Raw genomic sequence first — 1,062 nt, 5'->3', positions numbered from 1 at the left:
CCGCCGGGACCGGCGCCATCGTCAACAACACCAGCGTCGGCAGCCTGATGGCCAACCCGGACCTCCCCGCGTACGGCGCGATGAAACGAGGCGTCAACAGCCTCACCGCCTCGGCGGCCGTCACGTACGGCCCGGAAGGGATCCGGATCAACGGCGTCGCCCCCGGTACCACGATGACCGAGATGTTCAGCGAGTGGATGGACAGCTCGCCGGGCATCCTCGAACAGCTCAACGCCCGGACCCCGTTGGGGCGCGTGGCCGAACCCGAGGAGGTCGCCCAGGCCGCCGCATGGCTGCTGAGCGATCGCGCCTCCTACGTGACCGGCACGGTCCTGCGGGTGGACGGCGGCATGCTGTCCTGACCTCGGGGACAGGGTGGGTGATGCGGGGGAACCGGTGTCGGCCTTCCGGCGTCTGAACGCGCACAACCCACCCTGACCAGGGGTTTGCCCGAGGAGAAGCCGATGCCGTTCCTGGATCCCGAACCGCTCTACGCGAAGCTGATGTCGGGGGACGCGGCGGGCATCGCCGAGGTCGGCGCCACCATCGCCGACGCCAAGACGTCGTTGCAGACCGTGGCGGACGGAATCTCCGACGGCGCCCTACGGGCCGCCCGGTCCTGGCGCGGCACGGCCGCGGCGGAATTCGTCGGCAAGGCGAAACAGTCCTCGCGAACCCTCGCCGAGGTGCACACTCAGCTCAACGCTGCCGAGGCCGCGGTCAAAGGCGCCGCGAAGGCGTACACCGCGCTGCGGACGTCGGCCGACACCGCCATCGGCCCCTGGCGCAAGCTCGGCCTGACCGACCTCCTCGAAGCGCCGGAGATCGCGATGAAGACCACCCGGGCACTGACCGTCGCACAGCAGACCTACGAAGGCCGGCTCACCGCGCTGGCGGCCACGACCGACGGCGGAGGAAGCGAGGGCTGGGACAGCGACGGCAACGCCGACATCAGCGGCGTCGACCCAGGCGAGCCGTGGACCTCGCAAGGCCTGGAGAACGGAAGAGCGGCGTGTAGGGCACGCGTAGCGAACACGGTGGGCACGGAATATTGAAAAAAAA

General features: G+C 69.7%; 2 protein-coding genes. Both read left to right on the top strand.

The window, feature by feature from the left end:
* A partial coding sequence (locus tag CFP71_RS42975; RefSeq protein ID WP_143267345.1) for an SDR family NAD(P)-dependent oxidoreductase occupies window positions 1-362 on the top strand: 362 nt, incomplete at its 5' end.
* Window positions 363-464: 102 nt separating this feature from the next.
* A complete protein-coding gene (locus CFP71_RS42970; RefSeq protein ID WP_244200063.1) occupies window positions 465-1,055 on the top strand; it encodes a WXG100 family type VII secretion target in 591 nt (196 codons plus the stop codon).
* The last annotated feature ends 7 nt before the right edge of the window (window positions 1,056-1,062 follow it).

Source organism: Amycolatopsis thailandensis, assembly GCF_002234405.1.
Classification (GTDB): domain Bacteria; phylum Actinomycetota; class Actinomycetes; order Mycobacteriales; family Pseudonocardiaceae; genus Amycolatopsis; species Amycolatopsis thailandensis.
The sequence above is the reverse complement of the archived record's forward strand: the minus strand, read 5'-3'. Positions and strand labels throughout refer to the sequence as shown.